This is a genomic window from Sphingobium sp. B7D2B, assembly GCF_025961895.1.
GTDB lineage: Bacteria > Pseudomonadota > Alphaproteobacteria > Sphingomonadales > Sphingomonadaceae > Sphingobium.
Genome location: NZ_JAOQOM010000001.1, coordinates 668,097 through 692,330, shown reverse-complemented (window position 1 = coordinate 692,330; position 24,234 = coordinate 668,097). Strand labels below are relative to the sequence as shown.

The following is a 24,234-nucleotide window of genomic DNA, read 5'->3' as shown; positions in this document are numbered from 1 at the left end:
CGGGAGAGAATGACGGTGGATGACAAGCGGCGCATGCCCCTGATGGGCCTGAGATGGTGGATCATCAGCCTTGTCACGCTCGGCACCATCCTCAACTATCTGGCGCGCTCATCGCTCTCCGTCGCGGCGCCCACGCTCATGGAGGTCTTTGGCATGAGCACCCAGCAATATAGCTGGGTGGTCTTCTCCTTCCAGGCCACCTACACGGTGATGCAGACGTTCAGCGGCGCCATTCTGGACTGGCTCGGCACCCGCCTGGGCTTCGCCATCTTCGTGGTGGGTTGGGGCTTTGCCAATATGTGCCACGCCTTTGCCACCGGCTGGTTCAGCCTCGCCTTCTGGCGCGGGCTGCTGGGCAGCTTTGAAGCCGCCGCCATTCCCGGCGGCCTCAAGGTCGTTTCCGAATGGTTTCCGCCGCGCGAGCGCACCGTTGCAACCGGCGTGTTCAACATGGGCGCCTCCATCGGAAACATGATCGCCCCCGCGCTCGTCGCGTTCTGCATCCTGTATTTCGGCTGGCAGTCGGCCTTCCTCATCACCGGCGGCCTGAGCCTGCTCTTCGCCCTGCTGTGGTATTTCGTTTATCGCAGCCCCGAGCAGAGCAAGCGACTGACGCAAGCGGAACTCGCCCATATCCAGACCGCCGGTGACGATGCCGGGGTCATCGCGCGCCCGGCGCACTGGCGCGAGGTGATCCGCACCAAGGGCTTCTGGTCCATCGCCATCCCGCGCTTCTTCGCGGAGCCGGCGTGGCAGACCTTCAATTTCTTCATCCCGCTCTATCTGGTCACGGTGTGGGACTTTAATCTGAAAGATCTCGCTCTGTGGGCCTGGCTGCCATTTCTGGCAGCGGACGCGGGCTCCATGCTGGGCGGCCTCACCGCTCCGGCGCTCATCCGCTGGTTCGGCGTTGACCTGCTCACCTCGCGCAAGCTGACCGTCACACTGGGCGCAACGCTGATGATCGGCCCGGCCTGCATCGGCCTCGCCACCTCACCGGCTATGGCCATCGCGCTTTTCTGTGTCGGTGGTTTCGCACACCAGATGCTTTCCGGCGCCCTGCTGACCCTCTCGGCCGATCTGTTCGACAAGCGGGCAGTCGGCACAGCGACCGGCATGGCTGGATCGATCGGATGGATCGGCGGCGCCATCTTCACGCTGATCGTCGGCGGGCTCGCGGAGATTGTGGGGTACAATCCGCTGTTCGTCATGCTCGCCGCCTTCGACCTGATCGGCGCGCTGGTGCTGTGGGGATTGCTTCGGTCCGGGAAGGCAAAGGCCGCCCTCAATTAAGATAAGGATGCGCGAACATGGCGATCAGTCGCAGGGATATGCTCGGGAGCCTGGCTGCGGCCAGCGTCGCGACCGGCTGCACGACAACTGCGCAGACAAGCCGGCCCGACCCGAGAGGCAGGCCCAATATTCTGTGGCTGGTGAGCGAAGACAATAATCCCTTCATTGGCGCCTATGGCGACCCGATTGCCCATACGCCACATATCGACACGCTGGCGCGCCGGGGGCTGCTCTACCGGAAGATCTACGCGAACGCGCCGGTCTGCGCCCCGGCGCGCTTCTGCCTTCTGACCGGCATCTATCCAGAATCGAATGCGCCGGCGAACCACATGCGCGCCGACGCAAGCCTGCCTGATTTCCTCAAGACCTATCCGCAACTCCTGCGCGCGGCGGGCTATTACTGCACGAACAATGAGAAAACCGATTACAATGCCGCCGTCAATCCAGCGTCGATCTGGGATGAATCGAGCGCCAAGGCGCATTACCGCAACCGGCCTGAGAACACGCCATTCATGGCTGTCTTCAACTTTGAAACCACGCATGAATCGCGGCTGTTCGGCATCACCGAAGGCAAGGTGAAGCCCGAACAGGTCCGCGTCCCGCCCTATCTCCCCGACAGCCCCGCCGTACGGCAGGATTTCGCCAGCTATTATAACCTCATGGAGCGGATGGACGCACAGGTCGGCGAAAAGCTGGCCGAGTTGGAAGATGCCGGGCTGGCCGAGGACACAATTATCTTCTACTTTTCGGACAATGGCGGCTGCATGCCCCGCTCCAAACGGCATTGCCATGAGGAAGGGCTGCGTTGCGCGCTGGTGGTCCATGTGCCCGACAAATGGGCGGACTATGCGCCGGCCGCGATGGGCGGCGAGATCGCGGCGCCGGTCAGCTTCATCGATTTCGCGCCCACGCTGCTGTCCATCGCCGGCATTCCCCAGCCTCCGACCATGCCGGGCACGGCCTTCCTTGGCCGGAAGATCGCAAAACCCAAATCCTATGCCTTTGGCATGCGCAATCGCATGGATGAGCGTTACGACTTCGTCCGCACCGTCGCGGACGGGCATTACCGTTATATTCGCAACTACATGCCGCACCGCCCCATGGGTCAGGTCAACGCCTTCCCGATGATGTTGCGCAGCTATCAGGACTGGTATCGCCGCTATGCCGCCGGTGAGCTAAACGCCGTGCAATCGCGCTTCTTCGAGCCCCGGCCGTATGAGGAACTGTACGACCTTGAAGCTGATCCTGATCAGCTTCAAAACCTTGCCGCCGATCCGAAGCAGAGCCGCCGGCGGAACGCTTTCCGGACAGCGCTCGACCAACATATGCTGGATATAAACGATAACGGCTTCATCCCCGAAGGCTCGCCGCTAGAGGGCTATGAAGCCAGCCGCGAGCGCGACGCCTATCCGCTGACGGACATTATGGCTCTGGCCACTCAGGCGGCAACCGGAGATCCGTCAGCACTGCCGGATCTCACACGGGCCCTGACACACGATAACGAAGTGATGCGCTACTGGGCGGCAACGGGTCTGCTGATCCGCAAAGCACAGGCCGCGCCGGCGCGAGAGACGTTACTCAGCGCAAGCAAGCGCGAAACGTCGGCGCAGGTCCGCGTGGTCATGGCGGAAGCCCTCACGCATCTGAGTGAAGGGGAGCAGGCCAAGCAGATTTTTGCCGAGTTGCTCGCCGCAAATCCTCCGGAAATGGTCGCACTGCAGACTCTTAATGCTCTTACTTATATCGAGCCGGTCTATCGGCCCATGGACATGCTCGCGAGATGGAAGACCGATCCCGGCTATGTCGGGCGCGCGACACGCTATCTCACAAGCGTGAGTGAGGGCATTTACGATCCTTCAGTTTCGCTTCTGCCCCCACGAGGCATGTGAAGAGTCAAAGGTAAGTGCGGGGAGCCAGTCAAACGTTCCGCGAGATATCAGTTAGGGCTGGTTGTTTAGCGTAAGCTGCACTGGTCCACGCAGCCATCCGCTTCGGTCGATGATCGGGAACGTCTACTTTCGTGATCGCTTGTCTGTGAAAGTCCGCTACATTGCTCTCCAGCACGCCATTTGCCACAGGCCCTTCCAGAAAACATCAATGGCCGATCGAATGCAGGCCCGATCGACCATTGCTGCACAGCCCCGTCATGGTTCCAAAGTCACCGCGGCCCGCCGGTAGCTGGTCAGGGGCGGAGATCCCGAATCCGTGACCTCCAAAATAATGTGATAGGCGGTGTCCTTGGGCACGGGGACGTTCGTGTTCGTCATCCGGTACATCGGCAGGGTGAAACTCACCTCCGTGCTGTCCGCGCCGGTAATCTCAAGGGGCGGCACCATGACGCCGGGCGCCTGGCTTGGCTCTGCATATTGCCACCAGCGATAGGTCAGCTTGTCGCCATCCCGATCATGCGTGCCGGCGGCGGAGAGGCGCACGGTTGCGCCGACCTTCGCCGACAAGGTGACGGGCGCCTTTCCGGCGACCCCGTTCAACACCAGCTCGGGATGGTGATTGGCGCGGCGCACGTCGGGCGAAAGAGTCCAGGCCATCCGTCCGGCAAAATCGTTCTGAAAAGCCCCGCGCCAACGAAACACCGTCGCCTGATTGCTGACCCAGACCTTGCCATTTGCGTCCACAAACCTGTCAGATGCGTCGGCCCGGTGGCCGGCACCTTCGTAGATCGGCAGATAGCGCCCTCCCCAGCCACCCCATTCGGGACGCTCGGGATTATTCAGGCCATTAGGAATCAAGCCCAAAAAGGACGGTGTGTCTCCTTCCATGATGAACTCATGCGGGGGATATAATGCGCCCAGCGGCCCGCGCCTAATATTGGCCTCCAGCCACTCATTGGTGACCATGTCCGCATTCGGCCACTTGTCGTCACGGCGGAAAAGGTCACCAGCAATGCCGATCCATGCGGCGAGGCCATATTGGCCCCAGCCATGGACGCTGGCGATCCAGAACAGGTCCGGGAAGGTCCGTCGCGCCCAAGCGCCGGTATCGTCCTGATCCGAAATGGAATAGATCCGAAGCTTGGAAACGAACGCCTTCACCTGTTCGGGCGTGCGCGTTTCGCGAACGGTCCACAAAGCTTGTGCAAGATCCGCGCTGCCGCCCCATACGGGGATGTAAACCGGTCGGTCATCGGGGCGATCGACCACTTCGATGATCCGGCGCGAGGCTTCGGTATCCTTGCCCTCGCCCACCGCAGCCATGCCATAAACCGGCGTGCCGCTGACGATTGCGGCCATCAGCGTGCTGGCATCCGGATAGCCGCGGGCATGTTTCCGGAGATTGGGAAGCACCTTCCCATAAGCTTCCACCCGCTCGCGCATAAGCTGTGGCTGAACCCTGGTACGCTGCCAGGTGGAGGTCGTCGCAACAAGGCCTTCGACATCGAACTCGTTTGCATAAAGCAACAAGCGCACAAGAGACTCAGAATCGTCGGGTTCATTTCCGATGTCGGACAAGATCAGGACACGCGACTTCGTTGTATGCAAAGGTTCGGCAGAGGTCGCCGGAACCGAAACTGCCAGCGCCGCAGCGGCGGCCAGCACCATGCTAAATCGAGTGACCATCAGTTCTCCTACCTCAAATATCGATGCCCCGTCCGCCATGATCGCGCCGTTGGCGGGCGGGCGACCCGGCGGATCAGAAGCGCGTACGAATGCCGGGCCGAACCAGCCTTCCGAGCGTATTCCCGTTACCATAGCCATTGCCAGTGGTCAGGTAGGGAGAACCCTGATCGGACACATTATCCACGTTCGAAGTGAGTTGCGTCTCTTAATGAAGGAGAGGCCCTTCAAATCCCCAGCAAAGTAAAGATCGACGATATCGTAGGATTCCGCACGGGATGCAGCGCATTGTATAGAATCGGGTAACCACCGCGCCGTGACCATTGCGCGCGGCCCGTGATCGGTCCCACATTAGCACTCCGAGAAATGACCAGGTTGAGATGCCCGGTCCCGTTCGCCGGCCAATCAACATAGATGCCTTTCTCATGTCACTTGTCTTGCGCGAAAGCACTGTGCGCCGCCGACCGAGCCTCGATGGAGCCAAAATCAGTCGGTTGATCGGAGGCAACATCAAAATCCAATGCCACCCTGTTTAGGTGGTCCCCGAGGTCAAGCGACGTCCAAGCGATAGCGTCCGCTGCCCGTTTCCAATACTGCTATGGGCTCTTGCCCGGACTTGATGCGTATCGACCGGTCTAGGGCAACATCTCGCCCGTCGCTCAGGACGCGGCGCCCCGCGGCAAGCGGCAGATGTATCTCAGCCCGCATGTTGGCGGGGATCGAGGCATCCAAGCGAAAACTTCCATCGGGGCGCTGCGTCCAGTTCACGCTAATAGGGCCTCGCGCGCTGCGATATTCGGCTCCGACACTGGGCACCCGTGGATCCATCAGGGGCGCAATGCGAACTGTTCGGAAGCCCGGCTCCAGCTCATCAATGCCCGCAATCCGGCGATAGAAGAAGGCCACGACCGCCCCGAGCGCGTAATGGTTGTAGCTGTTCATCGCCACGTCGCCGGTGTCGCCGTTCCACCGTTCCCATATCGTCGTTGCGCCCTTGCTGACCATATAGCCCCAAGAGGGAAATGCCGTGCGCAACAGCAGATCATAAACGAGGTCGGCAGCACCGATGTCGGCGATCGCATCCAGGCTCAACGGTGTCGCGAGGAAGCCGGTCGACAGTAATGTGCCCCGACGCCTGATATCTTCGACTAGCCTGGCACCCGCCGCGACCTTCTGTTCCGCCGTCAGCATGCTCATCCGAATGGCGAGGATATAACTCGCATGGCTACCGTTTCCGATACGGCCGTTCGCCTCCACGAAAGTCTTTTGAAACGCGCGAGCTGCCGCATGCGCCTGCGCCCGATAATGCTCGGCCTGTTTGGTCTTGCCGATCGCTAAACCCATGTCCGCCATCTGATCCAATGATCGTTTGAGCATCGCGGTGGCGACCAGCGCTCTTGGCGTCGTCTCATCTGCAGGCTGATCGGCATCGAGCGACAACCAGTCGCCAAAATTGGCGCCAAGCACTTTGCGCCAGATAAGGTCGGGGTTGTCGGCGATTACGCCATCGACGTAGCGACACATGGCATCCCAGTGCTCTGTCACCATCGTGGTGTCGCCGTATCGGCGCCAGCAAATCCACGGCAGCATCACGCCGGCATCCGCCCAGCCCGGTGAGGCGCCCGGCGCGCTGCTGACAGTGGGTGCGAAGATCGGGAAAGCGCCCTTGGGCGTCTGAGCATCGCGCAGATCGCGCAAAAAGCGGCGTGTAAAGGCGGCCACATCCATATTGAAGGCGGCGGTATCCCAGAAGACTTGAGCGTCGCCGGTCCAGCCCAGTCGCTCGTCGCGTTGCGGGCAGTCGGTCGGGATCGCAAAAAAGTTCGATCGCTGGCTCCAGAGCGTGTTCAGCCAGAGCTTCTGCACGACGGGATTGTCGATCTTCATCATGCCCGTTTCGGCCAACTCGCTGCGCATGACCATGCCCTCGATTGACCACTCAGCGGGCGCACCTTCAACTTGGACGTATCGGAAGCCATGGAAGGTGAAGTGCGGTAAATAGACCTCGCCTTTCGCATCACCCCGCAGCGTGTATCGATCTGTGGCGTCTGCCCCTCGCAAGTTACGCTGGTCAACGCTCCCGTCGTCGTAGAGGATTTCAGCAAAGCGCATCGTGACCGTTTGCCCAGCTTTGCCCCGCAGCTTTAGACGGGCCAAGCCCGCAAAATTCTGACCGAAATCTATGACGGTCGCACCTGTCGGCAAAATGACAGATGCTTTTGGCTGAAGGATATTCGTAATGCGTATCGCGGGACTGGATTGTGCGACCAGCTTGCCTTGAGGCGCCTCCGCCTCCCAGCATCTGGTCCAGGTCGCGTCATTGAAGCCAGGCCGGTCCCAACCCGGCTGCTCCAGACGAGCGTCATAGCTTTCCCCGTCATAGAGATCCGACGCGATTATGGGAGACGGCGCCATGCTCCAGCCCGGACCTGTCTGGGCCGCGACTGCACCATCAATCTCCAACTGAGCGATCAACCGCCGTGGTGCAGGGCCAAAGGCATAACGCCCGGCAGGTGCCATATAGCTCGCATACCAGCCGTCGCCTATCAGCGCGCCCAGAACGTTCTCGCCCCGCCCGATCAGGTCCGTCACATCATAACAGCGGTAAAGGATCGTCTTGCGGTAATCGCTGCTTTCAGACTGCAGGCGATCTTCGCTGACAGCATCGCCATTCAACCGCATCTCGTAAGCGCCCAGGGCGGCCACATAGAGCCGGGCAACTTTTGGTTTGCGCGTGGCCTTGAACATATGTCGCATCTGAATGGCTGGCGTGGCTGGCCATGCCGCGTGAGGCTGTGGCGACAGCAAGATCGGCGCATCCCATCCGTTAGACGATCCGGGAAGCCGCCAGCCATCGGGAGCACCGAGCGCTGTCTCCCAGCCGGCGGTTATCCGAGACAAGGTGCTTTCAGAGCGAGGCACCCTTATCTGCGCAGCGACACTGATCTCCTTTGCCGGCGTATAATCGCGCGGGGGCAGCGCATGCATGGCGAGCATGTGAGCCCCGGCTTCCAACGAGACAACAAAGCGGGCGGCGCCTGGCGGACCGAAGGAACTTTTAGGATGGGCTGGCATCTCCAATGCCTTGCCGTCGATCGTCACCTCGGAGAGAAAACCCGATGAGAGCAAGGTGATGACCACGTCTCCGGCATTTTCAGTCGCGAAGGGCAATCGAAAGAGGCGGGGCTGCCCTTCCGGAGGGACTGGCGCGCCGTAGGACGGCAGTCCAGCCTCTCGATCCGCCTTGTCGACGACCCGCTCTGCAGCCAGCCAGGTTGCCGACCAATCGGTCGGCTCTAACAGCGCCATTTCCCAATAGGCGTTTTCGACGGCCGTCGCTCTTGCACCGCTGTCGTCCCAGATGCTCACGGTCCACCAAGCCCGTTGGCGGGAGGCAAGAGGTAAGCCGCCATAACGAATGCCGATCGATTCTGCGGAAGACACTCTGCCGCTGTCCCATAGGTCGGCTTTGCCGGCTTTGAGCGCAGCGAGGCTGGTGGCAACGTGAATGCGGTAAGCCTGCTGGGTTACTCCCCGGCGGCTGCCAACGATTTGCCACGATAAGCTCGGCGCTGCATCCGTCAAGCCGATCGGATTCGGTAATTGGGCTGCACGCAAGGCTGTGACCGTTAAGAGTTCCTGGGTCTTTGCGGCCAGTTCCAACGATCCCAAGGCTGCGGCACCTGCAACAGAACAACCAAGAAATCCACGTCGGTTAACAATCGTCATAGGGACGTCCTTATTTGCGGCACGCAGCCGTCCAATTTGCGCTAACCATGACAGCGTCATTGGAAAAGATGAACCTCAACGGCTCGAATAGGCACTGGCATGAAACCAGCCGCCCGCCACAGCAAAAGTTAGCTATTGGTCGACGCCCCCAAAAACGCCACTTCCCCCCGTGACGCTTTTCCGCCTCAGTCGTGCGTTCATTAATACGCACATCGCCACATGATGCACTTAAGTTCTTGTTAAAGCTAGAAGCTCAAATCGCAGCGATGCAACACGACACATGGCGGACACACCATTTGGTCACATCGCTGCAGCCGTGAAAGCGCTGCTATGATTTCGCTACAATAAGTAGCAGTCCAAAACCGTAGCATGACTCACCGCACCGATAGCCTTGTGGTTACCGGCGCGGGATGTGCGTCTCGTCAGAAGCGGAAGTCCCATCCGAGAGTGAAGGTTCGCCCGCGGCCGGCGAAGAACGCGAAATTGTCATTGGGGAGGCGGGTGTCAGAGCTATAGTCGATGTAGAATTTATCGAACAGATTCTGGACGCTCAGGCTCAGCCCGCCCAAACGGGTCTGATAGCGGACATTGGCGTCGGTGACGTTGTAGCCGCCGAAATTGTTGCGCTGATCTGGGTTCGCCTTCCCATGAAAGTTACGCGACAGATAGAATTGAGACTGTACGCGCGCGGACAGCGGCCCCTTGGCGTAGTTTATCGCCACGTTGATGCGATCGGGGGAGATGTTGGTTCCGTCCAGATCGGTATCGACGATGCCGTCCACCCGGTCGCTGTCGTAGCGGCCGATGAGATGGGCGTAACCTGTCGACAGCTTCAACCCGTCGATCGGAGTCTGGATACCCATGTTGATCTCCAGACCCTGGATCTCGACGCGCTGGCGTTGAACTTCGAAGATGCCATTCCCCGCCGCAATCAGCACCTGCCCCTTATTGCTGGACGACCAGAAATAGGCGACGCTCGCATCGAGCGGCCCGCGCTTCACCTCCGCGCCGATCTCGCGGTTGTTTGAGATCACCGGGCTGATGTCGAGGCCATTCACATCAAAGCCAGGCTCGTCCACCGATCGCGTGATGCGCCCGATATCTGCCATGGTGTAGCCCTCGGCGTAGCTGGCATAAGCGCGGATACCGGGCACCGGCTCCACGATCACACCGCCATTGAACAGCATCTCGCTGAAGCTCGGGCTGCCCCCTGCCACATCGACACCGCCATATGTGGCAGGGTTCAAACCATCATATGTGTTGGCGGCGAGCGTGTGATAATCGCTGATCTTCACCTTTGCATTTTCCCAACGCAGGCCGCCCGCGAGGCGCAGCTTGCCGTCGAGCAACTTCAGGTTTGCCTGCCCAAAGGGAGCGATGCCCTGAAATTCGCTGGGCGGCACCCAGATGCGATTGGTGGCGATCAACCGCTGTTCTGTCTTGTCATACAACGCGTCGACGCCGACCGTGGCTGTAAGCGCCTCGAAGCCCGGGAAAGCGCGTTCATAGCTGAACTTGGCACCCAGTTTGCGCGAGCGATTCTCCGACTGGTCGAACAGCGTGCCGATTGGCGCAAGAGCGGGATCCTGAAACGACGCGATCGGATTGGGATCACCGCCGAATGTATCATAGGTGCGATTGAAGAAAATCTGCGTCACCAGATTGCCGCCCCACATATCGCTGTCGGTGTATGACAAAGCGACGCTTTCAGTTCGATTTGCGGCGGGCTTGCCCGGGGGATTACCGCGTGTCGCGCTGGTGGGTACGCCGGTCGCGCGATTCCCCACCACGGGCACATAGCGGCCATAGCCGTTCAATTCATAGCGGTTGGCGGTGAGGTCGAGCCTGCCGGTATCGCCCACTTCCATGCCAATGCGCGCGAACAGGTTCAGCGTTTTGGAATCCTGGGTTTCACCCTGCGTAACGTTGACGCCGATCGGGCGATCCTGCGCATCATAGAACACGCCGCGCTTTTCGAAGGAAACGCCGAGCGTGATGTCGAAGATGCCGGACTTGTTCTGCACCAGCGCGGCGACCTTGCCGCCTATCCCTGCGTGTTCAAAGCCGTCCGCTGACGTGCCTTGAAGCAAGGCGCGGCCCGACCAGCCCTGCTGCTTCGGTGCGCCGACGGTCACCTGATTGACGATGCCGCCAGTGCCGCCGATGCCCTGCAGAGCGTTCGATCCGTAGATCAGCTCCACCCGATCGATGAAGAAGCCATCGATCGTGAAGCCGTCACGGCTGCCGTCGCGCAGCGGCGTGGATTGCGGGATGCCGTTAATGGCATAGAGCGGCGAACGCCCACGCAGCGTTTCGCCTGCGCCCGACAATTTGCCGCGCGTGGGCGAGAAGCTGGGAGTCAGAACCGCGACGGCATCAGTGACCGAGCCGGACATGGCGAGTTGCTGGTCCAGTGCCTGCTTGTCGATCACGTCAATGGTGAGCGGCAGGGCATTAGGCGGCAATATGGTGCGCGCGGCGGTTACGACGATCTGGTCGCTGGCTGCCATATCCGCATGGGCCGGCGCGCTGTCATTCTGCGCCAGTGCCGAACCTGCAGGCGCAGCGATAAGCGCGAAAAGGCTGACGCCTTTGGCAAGAGCGGTACGTATGATCATTCCCCTTTTTGTCATTTGACCAGGACAGGGCGCGCCGTTAACGCGAATAATTATCAATAACAACCCCTCTGTAGAGGAAGTGCGTTCGCCGTGGCCCGCTCGATCATTTTTCAACTGCACTGGTTCCTGGGCATCACGGCCGGGATTGTGCTGGCCATCATGGCATCACGGGCGCCACGCTCAGTTTCCGGGATGAGATCGTCGATTTGCTGAGCCCCGGCGTGGTCACCCTGGTGCCGGATGGTCGGCCGCTGCTGCCGGCCCCGGCGTTGGCCAAAAAGGTTCTGAGCCAGCGGCCAAGCGCTGAGATCGGCCGCATCATCGTGCATGATAATCCAAGCAGGGCCGCGTGGATCAGCTTTACTGAAGGGGGCGAACGACAGACCAACTATGTCGAACCCACTACCGGCAGGCTACTCGGGTCTGGCCGGGGCGACGGCTTCTTTGAAGCAGTGACTGACATCCATCGCTACATGGCTCTGCCCGACGGAGGCAATGGCTGGGGCCGCCAGATGACCGGGTTCGCCGCGCTCTCACTGGTCTTCTTCGCCCTTTCCGGCCTCTACCTACGCTGGCCGAAGCGTCCCCTGGACTGGCGCGCGTGGATGGTATTGGACCTGCGCATGTCAGGGCGAAATCTCTATCGCGCGCTTCATGCCGTGGTCGGAAGCTGGCTGATCCTGTTCTATCTGGTCTCGGCGCTTTCGGGACTGTGGTGGTCCTATGGCTGGTACAGCGACGGACTGACGCGGCTGCTGGCGGGGCCTGAACAGGCACAATCGTTGCCTCAGTCCCGATCGGACGACGCCGAGCCCGATATCGCTCCCGCCTGGCGCGGGTTTGAACGGGCGACGCAAGGTGCCTCCTATGCCACGGTCACCGCCAGCCTGCGCTCGAATGGGACAGTGCAGTTCCGCGCGAGGCACCATGACGCGCGGCATCATCGCGTGTCTGACGAACTGGTGATCGACGGCGTCACCGGCGCCGTCATCAGCGATGTTCCCTATGCCCAGCGATCATGGGGGCAGGACATCATCGTGAGCATCTACGAGATTCATCGCGGCGCTTATTTCGGGCTGATCGGGCGGATCGGCCTGACGATCTCCAGCCTTCTGATGCCGCTGTTCACGATCACCGGCTTCCTGCTCTATTTCACGCGGCGACGGCGCAAGCGCGCGCTACGGTCAACGATTCAGGACGTGACTGGAACCGAGAACGGCGCACCAGCTCTGCCGGGTGCGGAGGGCTCGTCCACCATCGTCGCCTTCGCCAGCCAGACAGGCACGGCGGAACGGCTCGCGCGGCTCACCGCCAGCGCGCTCCCTGGTGCTTCCGTCCTGCCCATCCGTTCTCTCAATGCGGTAAGGCTTGCTCGCACAGAAACGCTTCTGGTGGTCGCCGCCACCTATGGCGAAGGGGAACCGCCTGATCCGGCGCGCAGCTTCGCCCGCTGGATGCGCCGGCCGGCGCGGGATCTATCGCATCTGCGTTATGCCGTTCTGGCGCTGGGCGATCGCGAATACCCCGATTTCTGTGCGTTTGGCCATCATGTCGACCGATGGCTGCATGACGCGAAGGCCGCGCGGCTGTTCGATCTGGTGGAGATGGACGGGCAGGACGAGGACGCGCAACGCCAGTGGCAGCAACAACTCGGCGGGCTCGGAGCGCGCGTCGATCAACCGGATTGGGCACCAGCGCCAATGGAACCCTGGCGACTGATCGAACGGCGGGTGCTCAATCCCGGCAGCCATGGCGCCCCGGCCTGGCATATCGCGCTTGAGCCCCCTGTGCCCGGTGTATCCCGCTGGCAGGCGGGGGATATTCTGGAGATCGTGCCGCGACAGAATTCGCATCGCATTATGCGCTACGCCGAATGCGCCGGCCTGGATCTGACGGAAACACTGACCGCGTTCCTCTCCACGCGCATCTTGTCGCGCGGCATGGAAGGTGCAACCGCCGTCGAGGCGCTGCGGCCGCTGCCCCACCGCGAATATTCGATTGCTTCAATCGCCGCTTCGGACCGAGTGGAACTGATCGTGCGCGAATGCGTGGCTGAGGATGGCCTGCCCGGCCTTGGATCAGGCTGGCTGACTGCCGGTGCGGCGATCGGCGACGTCATCGAGGCGCGCGTGCGGACAAATCCCGGCTTCCATCCGCAGGCGGATCCCTCGACGCCGCTGCTGCTGATCGGCAATGGCACCGGCCTGGCCGGCTTGCTGGCACATCTGCGCGCCCGTGAGGCGGAAGGCGGCGCTCCCATCTGGTTGTTCTGGGGTGAACGACATCCGGACCATGATGCATTCCACCGCGAAGAGCTCGACCGCCTTAAGGCGTTGGGCGTTATCGCGCATGCCGAATTCGCGTGGTCGCGCCAAGAATCCGAACGGGCCTATGTGCAGGATAGGCTTGCTGCTCGAGGGGCTGCTCTAAGGGCATTCATCACAGGTGGCGCCGCCATATACGTTTGCGGCAGCATAAAGGGCATGGCGCCGGCTGTGCATGAAGCGCTTGTCGAGATCGTGGGCGACGACGTGCTGGAAGCAATGGCAGATTCAGGCCGATATCGCCGCGACATTTATTAGAGAACCGGGGCGACTTCTCATACTGGCCATTCCCAGCTCAGTCGGAACGGATGAATATATGGCAAATTACGAGGGTAGTTCCAACGGGTCTCCTATGGCCACGAAAGGGGCCATTCAGTGGCAGCTCGGCCCGCTTCGCGCCCATGGTTCGTCCGGCATTCCAGGCTTGGCGCTTGGTAAGGGCGGTTTCGGCTTCAGGCATCTCCGTGATCGTTCTCCAATCCCAGCGGCGATGGGACGAACGCTGGTCGGCGATGATGCGCACGAACAGTGCGGGGGCCTGCCGCTATCGACGGCTATTCCGCGCGGCATCCATTCACGCCCACTTGTATTGAGTTATCGTTTGTCGCCCTGAAAAATCGGATCGTCACAGTAAAGTTGAAGGAAGGCACTACTTGGCCGTTAATTCAGGTGACTGTCGTCTTCACTCTCTGGTCTAGAAGGCGACGTCGATCGTGATCGTGTCCTCATAGGTGCCGACTGGCACCGCCGTCTGCGACGTTTCGATTTCGGCGCGATAGGTGAAGCTCTGTGATGTCAATGAATCGTAAGTTCCTGCATTAGCATCGGCTTGGCTGCTACTGCGTCTCGCGCTTCCTTGGTCTCCCCAGCGGTCCGCGGATGATGCCGACTTGTAGATTTCGTAGCGGAGAAAGTTGTTGCCGGATTTCATGCGGCGCACGCCATTATCCGGGTTGCCGCCGTTGTTAAGGCCGACGGAGTAGGCAGACCCGGCGCTGCAGCGAATCTGGATGGTGCGCGTGACAGGATTGAAGGCGCTGACGATCGGGGCAGAGCCGAAATCGACGCTGGGGGCATTGATGATGCAGTCATTTTCGACAGTCAGCTCGATGTTCACCGTGACCGCTGTGCCACTGCCCCAGTTGAGCGAAGCAAATGGGCCAGGGCGTATGAAGCCTGGGCTGTTCGAATAGTCGAGGCAGAGAGCGACTCCGAGCGAGCAGACCGAATAGTACCAGCGCAGATTGAGCGAACCTTTGTAAAGGCCAGCCCGCAAGCCTGCGGTCGGGGTAGTGCGGAAGTATAGCGGGATGGAACTGTTTACACCGGAAAACAGGCTGACGAGGCTGAGCGAGGAAAGATTGTAGAATGTTCCCACACCAAGGGCGACTCCGCCCGACGTGCTCGATACCGAGAACGATATCGAACTGTTCCCCGGGCCGGTCAACTGGAAACTCGATGCGGTGATATTGAGGCCAACATAATGGGTGGTCAGTGCCGCGAGCACAACGTCGCAAGAAAGGCCCGCCGCGCCGCTACCCGTCAGCGATGAAGCGGCAATGGTATAAGAAGACCGGCTGCCGAGGTTCGTTGTGGTCGCCCCGACCGTGCAGGCCTGCGCTGGTATCGCCGTGATCGCCGCACAAGCCGGAATCGCAAAGCAGCAAAGCCTTTTGATCATCGACATACATGCACTCCCGCGTCGGCAATGCTCTGAGTGTGCGCGCCGGCACGGATGTCGAGCGTGCATGTTTCACCGCCTGCTTGTGTGATGACGATGCGGTTCTGGTCGGCGGCGTCCTCGATGAACAGCAAACCATCCCAGCCGATATAGCTGGTCGTTGCACCGTTGATGCTGGCGACAGAGCCTGCCGGAACAGGGAGCCCCCGAGCATTGGTCAGCTTCGCCAAGAGGGGCCGCACTTGGCGGATAGGGAAGGTGATCACCGTGCCACTACCCCGAGCGACCGAGACGCGCTGTGACACCGTCGGGGTCCGCATGTTGCCAGGCAGGGAGAGAGGGTCGATCTCGTAGTGCGCCTGATAATAGGCGCTGACCCACGGGATCAGGAGACGGCCCTGGCTATCGGTATGGCCAACAAGCTGGTTTTCATACCGCACCGGCACATCAGGTTCGCCTTCCGTGCTTACAAGCACAAATGAATCGGCGATGCGGTTTGCAGGAAAGAACGCGCCGTCCATCACGACCACGGTGCCGCTTATTCCCAGCCATGCCCTCACGGCATCGGCGCCATAAATGCCGCCACGAAGTTCTGCCATTGATGCGCGCCACGTCAGGTCTCCCCGCAGATAGGGTCTCGCGCCCGGTCGTCCGGTTGCGCTCCCACTCCAGCCAAGACCTCCTTGGCTCATGATCGGTCGCGCGTAGTCGATTTGCCAGCTTTCCGGCCCGCTCATGTCTTTCGCGAGACTTGCGGCCATGTTTCCTCGCTGGCCGCCTAAGTTGAACGAGAGAGTTACACCGCCGGACCAACCTCTCGCACCAATTTCTCTTGAAAGCGTCGCGTGGAGTCGGCTGCTTTGGACAAGCGGAACCGACCAGGAGACGTTCGCGAGCCGCGCATGGCGGACGGAGCCTGACTTCACATCGATATAAGCGAAGCCGAGGCTGCCGGCCCGCCCGAGCGACGCGCTGGATGTTGCGGAGAACAGCTGGCGAGCATGTGATGAGATGGGATGTTCGAGCGAGCCAAGGTCAGCGAAGTCTGCATCGCGGCGACTATGTCTGACGCCGATTGAAAAGCTTCGCGCCTGATATTCATAACCCAGACTTATCTCGCTGCCGCGGGTGCCGCCCCGATCACTCAGGCTGTAGGATGCGCTCAGAATGCCGAAGCGGCCGGCGCGCAGCACACCGCCCAAGCCTCCCAAGACGAACCCGGCTGTTGCCTCGGCACGCCCTTCGAGCGTGAGGGCATCACTCAGCCCGTGGCGCACGGCAGCGGTCGCCGCCATGCCGCCATAGTCAAAATTGCTGAAGCCGTAATTGCGCCGGAAAAGGCCAAGGGCACCTGCGTAGTCAGTCAATCCGGGCCGGAGAAGGGCGCTGCTCACGTAAAAGGGCATCGTGGTCGCGATGCTGCGACCGAGCATGTCCGTCACGACCAGATTTGCCTCTCCCTGGCCGCTGATCGGAGGCAGAGTTTCGAGAGAGAACGGTCCGGGGTTAACAGCCCCGCCGGCCACCCTCTGGTCGTTGACGAACAGGTCTATGGTGGAAGGGAGCGCGGCAGACCCGGAAAAACCGGGAACCGGGTAGGTGATTACGTCCGGTCTAACAAGGAAATCGCGCGAGTACTGAACGCCACCGAGCCTGACCGCCGATGCCCAGGGAAGACCGCGCGTGATGAAATCTCCAACCTCCAAGGTTGTCATGTGCTGTTCGCTGGAGGTCGCCCAGCGGCTGTCATATCGAATATACGGTTTGCCCTCGCTGCGCGCCACACCCGTGGTCGAAACGGTTCCAAAAGGTCCAAACACTCTGGCCTCGTGCCAGAGCGAAGCGTGCGGTGCGGTGCGCGCGCCGTCGGCGGCAAAGATCTCGTAATTGAAGAGCGCGCCGGTCCCACTGCTTGCCGGTTGATGAGCCGGCGCGCGGCCAAAGAGTTTTTGCTCCGGGAGATATCCGGGCGGAACGTTTATGCTCAGGCGCTGCTGCGCTGCATCATAGTGCACAGTCACGTCGGGAAGTGCGTCCAGGAACATCCGCGGTTCGATTTTGTCGGTAACGGGCAGGCCAAGCTGCCGCAGGTCATCCGTCCTCACCGCATAGCGCATTCCACTTTGCAAAACGGGTACGACCACACCGCTTGCCCGGCCGTTGATGACGAGTTCCAGCAGCAGCGTCTGATCATCCGGAACAATCCTGGCGGTTGGGGGCGGTGGCAAATCGCCGAAGGTCTGAGCCGGCTCGGCCATACCTGCGCCCTCCCAGGCAAACATGGTTAACAGGCATGTGTGCCACGGGCCGCGTCTGCTCCGGGGGGTTAGGAAAAGCATGAGCCTATGAAGTTTCTAATCGTCCGCAAGCGCGAGTTGCGTGGGCGATCTGCCGTTCAGGGATGCCACCAGTGTGTCGGACACTTCGATCGTCTCATCCAAGGGCCACCGGACGGTCGAACGCGGCAACACGTAGCCTAGCAGGCCTTTCGACACCGAGGAGGGGAGCGCCCCGTGCACGAATGCCACGTCGAGCAGGCGGGCGTGGATGTCACCCCGGTTCGTGACTTCCAGAAAGCGGCCGTCGTCGTCCTGCCCGACCCGCCAATGCAAATCCGGCATAGTCTCCGGCGACCTCGTTTCCGTGACCGGAAGGACCTTCGTCGCTGACGCATAGGAGAAAAGCGGGAGTGAATAGCGCATCCGGAAACTGAGAGATTGCCCGACGTGCTGCGTCCCGATTGACAGGACGACAGGGATTTCATCCACAATCACGCGGTAGGATGCTTCGGGCTGGGCAGGGGGCGGCGTGGTCCGCGTCAGCCGCACAAGCTGTCGCTGCCCCGGTGCAATCGTGACGATGGGGGGCGTGCCGATCACATCATCTTGCGCCGCGTAGACATTGCGACCTTGCTGCTGGGCCCATGCGAAAACGCGAACCTGTAGCGTCACCGGGGCATCACCTCGGTTCTCGAACCAGAGCGCTGCAGCCTGTTTGTCTGGCTCGATCACTGGATTGACCGGCCACAGCAGGACCGATGAAGGCTGCTGAGCGATCGCGGGAAGCGAAACCGCTGCCAGGGCAAAAGCCGATAATGTCCTGATCATGATCAATCGTTCCTGAAACGCGGGTCACCACTGCAAGGTGACCGTCAATGTGTCAGTGTAGTCTCCTGCGGGCAGTCCGCCTGGGAGCATGAGCCGCCCGTAAACGGGCAAGTGAACGTCATTGCTGTTTCCGCTCGTCACGACCATCGCGGTGCCTGCACCAATGGCGACGGGTTGATTGCAAGTGGCGTCGGAACAAACGACGTAAGCGATGCGCGCAGCGTTGTTGCCGCCGAGCTGAAGGTGCCGCGAACCCGCTGCAGCATGATGCCCCCCGTCAATCGACATGGTGACATTTGCGCCCGGCGTGCAGCGCAAGGTAATGGACTGGCTACCCCCCAGGCTGGCTGTGTGTGTCGCCATCGAGAAGGTTGAATCCTCGCCGAAATCGAGCAGGCCAACCGCACTCGCAGACCCGCTGCCGCCAAGACCGCTGACGAGACATCCTGCCGTGATTGTAGCGGCCACCTGAAACTGGGCAGTGGTTTCAGCCGTCGCAGGCTGAAACCAGCATGGCGCGGCCCCGAGGAGGGATAGAGCGATTCTGATCGGCTGGCGTTGCATGGGCTTTCACTCCATCTCCGCTCGCTGACTGAACCGTTACAGTTCCAGCGTGACCGTGATCACATCGGAATAGGCACCCGGAAGAAGTCCCGCCTCCCCGAAGGCCCGGCCGTAGACGTTCACAGTTTGCAGTGCCCCGGTACTCGCAAGCGTGATCGAGTCGCCGATGGGGATGACCGTGCTGCGTCCCGCATCTGAATAGAGGTTGTAGGTCACATATTGCCCGGCCTGCGCCTGATTGGCCATCGCTCGGAGACCCGCGCCAGCGCCCTCGCCATCATTCTGACCGGCATTGAAAGTCAGAACCGGTGCGATGCCCGAGCTGCATTGAATTTCAAAGGCGCTGCCGCCGTTCATCACCTGTCCGTCAGCCTGTGTGAACAGCGTATTGTGCGAACCGAAGTTGAGCGATCCAAAATCTGCGGCGCTCGATCCGTCATCATGGCTTTGGCCATTGATGACGCACCCGGCTTCAAGCGTGATATTTGCATCGATCGTGCCGTTGATGTTCGCCAAGGACGGCGCAGCAACCGCGCCGATAAGACCTGCGGACATCAAACCGTGAAAGCAACGTCTCCACATCTGCCTTCTCCCTAACAAAGGGCCGCGCCGTTCTCAGCTAGCGGTTTCTCCTAGCGCCTATTGTCAGAGTAATAGGTAAATTATCAGTTAAGCGGCTAAAAAATAGGGAGAAATCGAAAGGCGGCTTCCGTCTGATATTTTCTGCGTCGGCATTAATACATGGTCAAGCTCATATTCTCACGACGCTTACTCGATCTGAGCCCGGCAAGAGTTAGAGACATGCAATTGCATGGTCCAGACGTTCACTCAACAATGTACGGTTGGGCAATCCAGTGAGGCTATCGTGACGCGCGATGTGTTCGATCTGGCGCTGCGCTGCCTTGGCGTGAGTCAGATCCCGGACGGCCAGAACTTTCGACGGGCGTCCTCTATACTCAATTTCATGAACTCCAACCTCGAACACCCTGTTTGAACCCTGCCCCCGCAGCACAGCCTCAACGGGACTTTCTCTGAGTTCGCTTACCGGGCAACCGTCCTCCGCCACCATCAATCTATCGGGGTCGAGGTTAAACAAATCCTCAACGCTTACCCCTACCCATTCTGCAAAGCGGTGATTGGCCTCGACGACCCTGCCTTCGCGCATGATCACAATGCCTTCGAGTGTCGCATCGGCGAAGCCTTTTAGATCGGTCAGATAGCGATCGATCAGTGTTGCGAAACCCGTAAACAGGATAACGATTAAGGTTGAGCCTGCCGTCGCTCGAATCAGCCAGGCCCGACTTGAGCCAACCTCGACCGACGGGAGAGTCGGATCGAATATGAGCGTCGTCGCGGACATTCCCGTGAAGTGAAGGGCGCAAACGCCGACAATCGATGCAGTGGCAGCGCCTAGAATATGCCAAAATCGAGGCATGCGGCTGAAGGCAAAAAATGCGAGTGTGAAGAGCGCCATTGCTACAGCGGCACTCACGCCAACTGTCGTCCAGTCATACTGGATGTTCGCCTGAACCTGAATTCCCGCCATGCCTGTGAAATGCACGACGCCTACAGCAGCGGTGAGTGTCATGCCCGCCACGACGCACCGACTTAGAGAAAACGTTCCCAGAACCATGAGCGCGATCCAGCATCCAGCGACGGCAATCGCCGCAGATATTATCGTCGGGGCGGAGGCATACCCAATTGGCAACCCACCCCTGTATGCAAGCATCGCAACAAAGTGTGTCGCCCAAACACCCAGTCCTCCAGCGATGGCTTCTATTAATAGCCAAACTGCACGCCGTTGTTGCTGGCACTCCTGCGCGCGTTCGAGCGCGAGAAAGAACGCGAGACTTCCGATTATCCAGATCCCGGCGGCCACTCCGATGACTAGATGATCATGCTCTGTCCAGATGCACTCGATTACCTGAAACATACGCCCCCCTTACGTCGCAAAAAAAGGCATGATCGGGTTTATATGTGGTAAATTCGACCACGAGACCGAATACTGCAGGACAAGCCTAATTAAATTTCTTCATAATTTTTCGGCGAGTGACGTTGGCGAGTGTGCGCCGCCTAACTGAGATCGAATTATGTTTGCTAGAGACGACTTCCGGTGACCTCTTGTCGACATACACCACCACAGACCATCCGCCGCATTCGTTAAGTCGACTTCCACTAGCCAAAGTTACTAGGGTCGAACCCGTAAGACGACACCGTTTATCCGAGTTTCTGCTACTCCATTTTTGCGGCGATAATTTGCCTTTCAGATCGTCGTAATTGAGGCCATCGAAGGCTTGCGAATTGTCCTCCGCTTTTAGCCGAACCTACCATTCGACTGCTAACCCACGAAGGCAGGTGAGTCCCAGTTCGCGTCATTAAAACGGAACTGAACGAATGGCCGCTTTCGTGATGCTCGTTCAACGATTTGAACGTCCGAGATGGCGGCGAAAGCCCCCTGCTCATCAACTGCTAAGCGCGCGCTGGACATCGCCCTCGAAGGTCGAAATGGAAGCGTCCGCCATGATCTCATTCAGGGACGCCGGGCGTCTCTGCAAACGAGACACCGGAGCGACAGTCAGCCCTAGTGGAAGAGATGTTGCAGATCATGGCGCGCAGTCCAGTCAGGACCTCACGGCGCGTTTACAAACTCATATCCGAACACATGCTGCGCTTTATATCTTGATGAAGTGCGAGGCTGACTGCGCTGCTTTTGCGCCGTCTCCTAGAGCAGTTGCGATCAGACCCTCGAAACCGGAGCGGACATCGCCTGCAGCGAAACAACCCGGGACAGAGGTCTGCATGTCAGAAGCGATTACCACGCGTCCCTCGCTGTTCAGTTCAACAAAGGCTTGGACGCAGTCGGTATTCGGCGCTTGACCGATGTAAGGAAAGACGGCGGCGGCTGATATGTTGCGTCCATCTTCCAGGATCACCGACCTCAGTTCAGTATCGCCCGCAATCGCTACAACCCGGTTATTGGCAATGATCTCCACATTCGGCAGCGCTTCTATGCGTCTTACCTGCGAGCGACGCGCCGTAGGCCGAGGTCCTTGATGGATGATGGTGAGCGCCGCTGCATGCTCAGCGAGCAAGGCGGCTTCATCGAAGGCCGAGTCGCCTCCGCCAACGACGACCATATCCTTGCCGCGGAAAAACGGCCCGTCGCAGGAAGCGCAGTGAGAAACGCCCCGGCCCAAGAAAGAGGCTGCTCCGGGCACGTCGAGCGCCTTTCGGCGCGACCCCGTCGCCACGATCACCGTTCTGGACCGCAGTGTCGTTTCAGCGCAACGAAGGAGGAAATGGCCGTCGCTCAGCGAGACGGCCTCCACCGTATCGACGAGAAAGCGCGCGCCGGCATTTTCCGCCTGGATTTGCAACGCCGGCCCTAGCTCATAGCCCGCGATGCCCTCCGGGTGACCTGGCGCATTCATGATTCGGTCTACGGTCGCGATCTGTCCGCCCGCTGCCAGATGCTCGATGACGACCGTCTCCAGCCCCCATTCCGCAGCGGTTGCGGCAGCGCTGAGCCCGGCAACGCCGGCACCGATCACTACTAGGTCAAGGGTCTCGCTCATGGTCGCGTTCTTCAGCGCCAATCGTCGACCGATATGGTCGTGCGGTAGCCCGCGCCGAATATCTGCCAATAGCCATTACTCTCGCCGCCCACCACCACAACATTGATGTCCTGTTCGTTGAACATCGGAACAAGCGCATCCGGCGCAGCTTTGAGCTTGGTGGCGGCCGGTTCTGCGCCAAGCGTGGCGTTAGGATAGATGTAGTTCTGCACCAGTTGCAGATCCCAGTAGCGCGCGGCGGGCATTTGAGCGCTTTCATAGGCGAAGCGGATCAGCTTTTCCTTCGTGTCAAATCCGCCGCGATCAATGAACTGCCGAGCCGCGATCGGGTCCAGCACCAGCGTCGGCGGGCCAACGACGTCGGTGGCTCGCAGCATGTCCTGCACATGCTCGCGCCAGAAGATTTCCCGCAGGCCAAGGCTGAACGCCGTGGTTCGGCCGCCATAAAAGATGCTCACGGTACTGTCCTCGCGATCAAAGCCCTTCTGGACATGCAGGGGCTCCCAAGGCGAGCGCTCCTCATTCTCGGCAAATGTGAGGTTGTTGTACGTGTAGCCGTTTCCGAGCGATCCCATATAGGTTTCACCGGGAACCGAGCCGCCCTGCAGATTTTGGGACAGCAGCCCGTAAGCGCGGCCGATGGTAGCATTGGCATGATTATATGGACCGAGCGCCCCCACGCCGCAGTTCATTTTGATCTGCTGGCGAATGGGGCCATTGACGACAACCATGGCCGCACCGGAACTGGACGTGCTGCTGCGCGCGCTGACGCCGGAAGAGGCGATGGCAAGGACGACCGGAAAATATTCGGGCAGGCAGCCGGCCATCACGGCATTCACCGCCACCTTCTCCACTGTGTACTCCCAGAGACCGCGGTTTGCCGTGGGCTGCATTCGCCCGACGATCTCGTCCGGTTTGCGGCTGGTGTGCGCTAGCATAGCAGCGACGCGTTCCTCGGTTGGGAGGACAATCGGCAGCTTGTCGGTCCAATCATTGTCCAGGAACAGCTTGTGAAGCGCATCCTCGTTCGCCGGATCGAGCAGCCGCGGTGTGCGCGCGAACTGGACCGGCTCATCGCCGGCAGCGGCGATGTCCGACGTCAGGGCATCGATTATTTCGCGCATGAATGAGAGGCCGGTGACAGGATCTTCGCCCTCTACATAAGCGCGCAATTGATCTGCGCTCTTCCCCATGACCGGTTGGGGGACAAATGCCCGCGGTGCGAGACCGAGCCCGGCCATGCGAACCGTGGAGCGGACGATGGCCGCGAACTTGTCCGTATGGACCGAGACGGTGGGCAGCCCGTAGTTGCTTTCGAGCGTCACTGCGTGCTTTGCAACGGCGGGCGCACAGGTGCTGCAATGGCCCACGCCAAAGATTACAGCATCCGCTTCAGACTGCGCCCGAGCCCATAATTCCGGATCGTCCCGACCATAATAGCCGGACATCGGCACCAGATGCGTCTGAACGTCCGGCAGATTCTCATTCAGCCAGAGTTGGATTTGTTCAAGAAGCCGCGTGGAGTCGTCGAATCGGCTGTCGATCAGGAATATCGTTTTACCCTGCAAGGTTTCCAAACGAGGAGCCAGCGCCTTTTTCGTGACGATCGGCGGGTAACCGACGGGGTTATGTACGATCATATGTGACTGCCTAGTACGAACGCTATCTGATACGGCGCTTGCCATTCCATTCTCCAACAGACGACTTTCCGCCGTTTTTCCGAGACATATCCCATCATGGGGCGTGGCGCGTTCGCCGCATGTCCTCGCAG

At 60.2% G+C, this 24,234-nt stretch carries 14 protein-coding genes; 3 read left to right on the top strand and 11 right to left on the bottom strand.

Going from position 1 to position 24,234, the window contains the following annotated elements; all coding sequences use genetic code 11:
* Nucleotides 1-33 precede the first annotated feature (33 nt).
* Together M2341_RS03030 and M2341_RS03025 are read left to right on the top strand one after the other, a co-directional pair.
* Nucleotides 34-1,293 carry an MFS transporter gene (locus M2341_RS03030; RefSeq protein ID WP_264585975.1) on the top strand — a complete coding sequence of 420 codons (1,260 nt, stop codon included), beginning with the start codon at nucleotides 34-36 and terminating at the stop codon, nucleotides 1,291-1,293.
* Between the two features lie 17 nt (nucleotides 1,294-1,310).
* Complete coding sequence (locus M2341_RS03025) at nucleotides 1,311-3,182, top strand: sulfatase-like hydrolase/transferase (protein WP_264584178.1); 1,872 nt, start codon at nucleotides 1,311-1,313, stop codon at nucleotides 3,180-3,182.
* 255 nt (nucleotides 3,183-3,437) lie between these two features.
* Here the strand turns inward: M2341_RS03025 and M2341_RS03020 are convergent, their stop codons facing one another.
* The 3 genes from M2341_RS03020 to M2341_RS03010 form a co-directional block, all read right to left on the bottom strand.
* Entirely contained in the window at nucleotides 3,438-5,006 is a 1,569-nt protein-coding gene (locus M2341_RS03020) for a DUF1593 domain-containing protein (protein ID WP_264584177.1), read from the bottom strand.
* Between the two features lie 408 nt (nucleotides 5,007-5,414).
* On the bottom strand, nucleotides 5,415-8,594 hold the full coding sequence (locus M2341_RS03015; protein WP_264584176.1) for an alpha-L-rhamnosidase: 3,180 nt from the start codon (nucleotides 8,592-8,594) through the stop codon (nucleotides 5,415-5,417).
* 422 nt (nucleotides 8,595-9,016) lie between these two features.
* A complete protein-coding gene (locus M2341_RS03010) occupies nucleotides 9,017-11,212 on the bottom strand; it encodes a TonB-dependent receptor (RefSeq protein ID WP_264584175.1) in 2,196 nt (731 codons plus the stop codon).
* A gap of 206 nt (nucleotides 11,213-11,418) precedes the next feature.
* On the opposite strand from M2341_RS03010, the gene M2341_RS03005 reads away from it, so the two are divergent.
* On the top strand, nucleotides 11,419-13,794 hold the full coding sequence (locus M2341_RS03005) for a sulfite reductase flavoprotein subunit alpha (RefSeq protein WP_264584174.1): 2,376 nt from the start codon (nucleotides 11,419-11,421) through the stop codon (nucleotides 13,792-13,794).
* Between the two features lie 436 nt (nucleotides 13,795-14,230).
* Here the strand turns inward: M2341_RS03005 and M2341_RS03000 are convergent, their stop codons facing one another.
* The 8 genes from M2341_RS03000 to M2341_RS02965 all read right to left on the bottom strand — a co-directional run bounded on the left by M2341_RS03000 (nucleotide 14,231) and on the right by M2341_RS02965 (nucleotide 24,103).
* Complete coding sequence (locus M2341_RS03000; protein ID WP_264584173.1) at nucleotides 14,231-15,223, bottom strand: spore coat U domain-containing protein; 993 nt, start codon at nucleotides 15,221-15,223, stop codon at nucleotides 14,231-14,233.
* Nucleotides 15,214-17,475, bottom strand: a complete 2,262-nt coding sequence (locus M2341_RS02995) for a fimbria/pilus outer membrane usher protein (protein ID WP_264584172.1) — start codon at nucleotides 17,473-17,475, stop codon at nucleotides 15,214-15,216. The genes M2341_RS03000 and M2341_RS02995 overlap by 10 nt, the downstream gene beginning before the upstream one ends.
* Nucleotides 17,476-17,571: 96 nt before the next feature.
* Nucleotides 17,572-18,324, bottom strand: a complete 753-nt coding sequence (locus M2341_RS02990) for a molecular chaperone (protein ID WP_264584171.1) — start codon at nucleotides 18,322-18,324, stop codon at nucleotides 17,572-17,574.
* A 24-nt stretch (nucleotides 18,325-18,348) separates the two neighbouring features.
* Nucleotides 18,349-18,888 (bottom strand): spore coat U domain-containing protein, encoded by a 540-nt coding sequence (locus tag M2341_RS02985; protein ID WP_264584170.1) that lies wholly within the window; start codon nucleotides 18,886-18,888, stop codon nucleotides 18,349-18,351.
* Nucleotides 18,889-18,924: 36 nt separating this feature from the next.
* Nucleotides 18,925-19,470 carry a spore coat U domain-containing protein gene (locus tag M2341_RS02980; protein ID WP_264584169.1) on the bottom strand — a complete coding sequence of 182 codons (546 nt, stop codon included), beginning with the start codon at nucleotides 19,468-19,470 and terminating at the stop codon, nucleotides 18,925-18,927.
* A gap of 211 nt (nucleotides 19,471-19,681) precedes the next feature.
* Nucleotides 19,682-20,821 (bottom strand): MHYT domain-containing protein, encoded by a 1,140-nt coding sequence (locus tag M2341_RS02975; protein ID WP_264584168.1) that lies wholly within the window; start codon nucleotides 20,819-20,821, stop codon nucleotides 19,682-19,684.
* Nucleotides 20,822-21,560: 739 nt separating this feature from the next.
* Nucleotides 21,561-22,463 carry an NAD(P)/FAD-dependent oxidoreductase gene (locus tag M2341_RS02970; protein WP_264584167.1) on the bottom strand — a complete coding sequence of 301 codons (903 nt, stop codon included), beginning with the start codon at nucleotides 22,461-22,463 and terminating at the stop codon, nucleotides 21,561-21,563.
* A gap of 11 nt (nucleotides 22,464-22,474) precedes the next feature.
* Entirely contained in the window at nucleotides 22,475-24,103 is a 1,629-nt protein-coding gene (locus M2341_RS02965) for a hypothetical protein (RefSeq protein WP_264584166.1), read from the bottom strand.
* Nucleotides 24,104-24,234: the final 131 nt, after the last annotated feature.